Annotated in this window: 3 protein-coding genes; 1 reads left to right on the top strand and 2 read right to left on the bottom strand. The window is 67.9% G+C overall.

The genetic code is table 11. The features are described from left to right. Nucleotides 1–56 precede the first annotated feature (56 nt). On the bottom strand, nucleotides 57–1010 hold the full coding sequence (locus BCL76_RS38335; protein WP_258310165.1) for a HEAT repeat domain-containing protein: 954 nt from the start codon (nucleotides 1008–1010) through the stop codon (nucleotides 57–59). A gap of 302 nt (nucleotides 1011–1312) precedes the next feature. Here BCL76_RS38335 and BCL76_RS38330 point away from each other — a divergent pair, with 302 nt between their 5' ends. After that, nucleotides 1313–1654 (top strand): DUF5713 family protein, encoded by a 342-nt coding sequence (locus BCL76_RS38330; protein ID WP_109784113.1) that lies wholly within the window; start codon nucleotides 1313–1315, stop codon nucleotides 1652–1654. Nucleotides 1655–1679: 25 nt separating this feature from the next. Here BCL76_RS38330 and BCL76_RS38325 read toward each other — a convergent pair whose 3' ends face one another. Next, a complete protein-coding gene (locus BCL76_RS38325; protein ID WP_109784112.1) occupies nucleotides 1680–2555 on the bottom strand; it encodes an IS5 family transposase in 876 nt (291 codons plus the stop codon). Nucleotides 2556–2694 lie beyond the last annotated feature (139 nt).

Genomic DNA, 2694 nt, shown 5'->3' with positions numbered 1-2694 from the left:
CCGATGCGACAAACTCGCCATCTCCTACCAGGCCGCACTCCACCTCGCCGCCATCCTCATCTGGGCACGGCGATGACCAAAGAGACAGAACCTAGGTCGTCGACGGTGGCGCGCAAGTCGTCGGGGGCGGGTTCATCGGTGAGGCAGAGCCAGCCGATCGCTGCGGCCAGCCGGACCTCGGGCGCCTGTGTCCGGTCCCGCCACAGCTCTCCTATCCAATCGGTGGTCGCCGGGTGGGGGTGGGCTCGGGTCGCTGCGGCCAGCCGGACCTCGGGCGCCTGTGTCCGGTCCCGCCACAGCTCTCCTATCCAATCGGTGGTCGCCGGGTGGGGGTGGGCTCGGGTGGATTCGGCGGTGGCGAGGACCAGGGCGGCGCGGACGATCGGATCCTGCTCGGCGGCGAGCCGGGAGCGGAAGGCTGCACGAACCCCGCGCTCGGGGTCGGCCGCGGTGGCCAGGACGTAGGCAGCGCGGATGCGGACCGTGGGGTCGGGGTCGTCAAGAAGGGGCCGCAGGATGGCGATGTCGGCAGTAATCGCGGCCCGGGCGGCGGCGATTGACCAGCCCGCCGGATATCCGGTCACCTCGACGCCGTAGCCGTCGTAGAGGTTGTCGTAGGTCTTGGCGCGATGGAGCAGCAGTTGGTCGCGGGAGGCGACGCCGAAGTAGCAGGCGCGGGCCGGGCAGGAGACTTCCGCGAGGGCCTGGGCACGGTGACGGTGGCGGGTGTCCGCGGCGATCCGGATCAGGAACGGCACGGCGAGCACGGCAGCGGCCCGCATGTCATTGGCGCACAGGCCGCTCACAACACCCGTTCCGGTGCGACCAGGCGAGTCGCCGGTATGCAACAGGTCGAGGGCCTCCCTGACATCACTCCCCTGAGGGAAGTGCTCCCAGGGAACTTCGCCGAGCAGAAATCCGTCCTTGGCCTCGGGCCGGATGTCGGCCATCACCGCCCGCACGTCGAACGGCCCGCCCACGAACGAGGACAGCTTGGCCCCGTCTGCCAACGCTCGGCACATCGCGAACGTCGGATCGGTCCGCCACTCGCCCACGTCACACCACCCCATCGCAAAGCCTGATCGAAGCCGATCATGCCCGAGCGGACTGACATCACTGTCGACGGACTACCCTCGCGCCGCGGAGACGGTGCACATCAGGCTCGTCTGTTCGAAGCCGGACGTTAAACGGCAAGTTTAGAGCCTGTTGTGAAAGTCCTGGTCGCGTGAGGTCTGGCATCCATGGGGACGTCGCTGTCAGTGGTGCTGTGCATGATCGGCGCGTCAGCTTTTCGCGGAGGTAGGGAAGTGCCATGCCGATCACAAACGAGCAGGTAGCGGGACATGCGTTCCTGCGGCAGATGTACGACGACTCGTATTTCCCTGATCACGTGGTCGACCGGGGAAAGGCGATCTTGCTGCGGCTGTGCGAGCGCATCGAGGCCGAGCGGCCGTCGGACCTGGAGAGCTTGTATGCACTCACCCAGGCTGCGACGGAGGAGTTCAACCTGCTGGACAGCGAGTTCGTGGCGGCCGGAAGCGAGATCGAGACGGTGGCGCGGGAGTGGATCTGTGACGAGTTCTGCTTCGTCGCGTCGGCATACGAGTTCACGGAAGCGGACGCAGAGGAGTTGACCGCCGGCCGGGACTGGTGAACCAGGACGGGAGAGCTACCTCCGGTCAAAGCCACTCGTTGATGGCCGCGACGAGCGCAGTCGCCTCGTAGCGGACGGCGAGCTTGTCGTACCGGGTGGCGACGGCGCGGTGTCTCTTGAGGCGGTTGATCCCACACTCGACCGCGTGGCGCTCGCGGTAGTCGGCCGGGTCGAAATGCGGCGGCCGACCGCCGCGGGAGCCGCGTTTCTGGCGGTTGCGTGCCTGGTCGGCCTTGTCCGGGATGGTGCAGCGGATTCCGTGTCGGCGCAGGTAGGCCCGGTTTCTGCGGGAGGCGTACGCCTTGTCGGCCCGCACGCGGTTGGGGCGGACGCGTGGCCGGCCCGGGCCGATGCGGGGCACGCGGACCTTCTCCGGCACCGGTTCGAACTGCGGCGAGTCGCCGCGCTGTCCTGCCGTGATCACGATCGACATGGGCTTCTGGCCTTGCTCGACGGCCAGGTGGAGCTTGGTGGTGAACCCGCCGCGTGAGCGTCCCAGCCCGTGATCATGGGGCTCGGTGGAGATGCCGCCCGGTGGTTCCTTCTGCAGGTCGCCCCGCTTGCGGGCCCCGGCCGCATGCTGATGGGCACGGCACACCGTGGAGTCGACGCTCAGATCCCACGTGATCGCACCCTTCGCGTCGGCCGAGGACTGCAGGCGGGTGAGGATCCGCTGCCAGGTTCCGTTCCGCTGCCACCGGCGGGAAAGGTCATAGACCCGGTTCCACGGGCCATACTCGACGGGGATGTCCCGCCACGGAACGCCGGTCCGGACACGGAACCGTATGCCGTCGATCAGCTGCCGCCGAGGCCAGACGGGCGGCCGCCCCGCCCTGGCGCCCTTCGGCAACAGCGGCTCCAGCACAGCCCACTGTTCGTCCGTGAGATCTCTCCGACCCATGAGCCGTGATCATTCACAGCCCAAGATCCACTTTCGACACACGGCCTAAAGGGTGTTGCAGAAGGTCGGGCCTGGGCGGGTCGAAGTGGCGTCTGGCCTGCTGTTTCACCGTGTCATGGCGAGGTTGTGCATGGTGGCG

Source organism: Streptomyces sp. CG 926 (assembly GCF_003148825.1).
In the GTDB taxonomy this organism is placed as follows: Bacteria; Actinomycetota; Actinomycetes; order Streptomycetales; family Streptomycetaceae; genus Streptomyces.
Note: the sequence above shows the minus strand (reverse complement) of the source record. Positions and strands in the feature narration are given on the sequence as shown.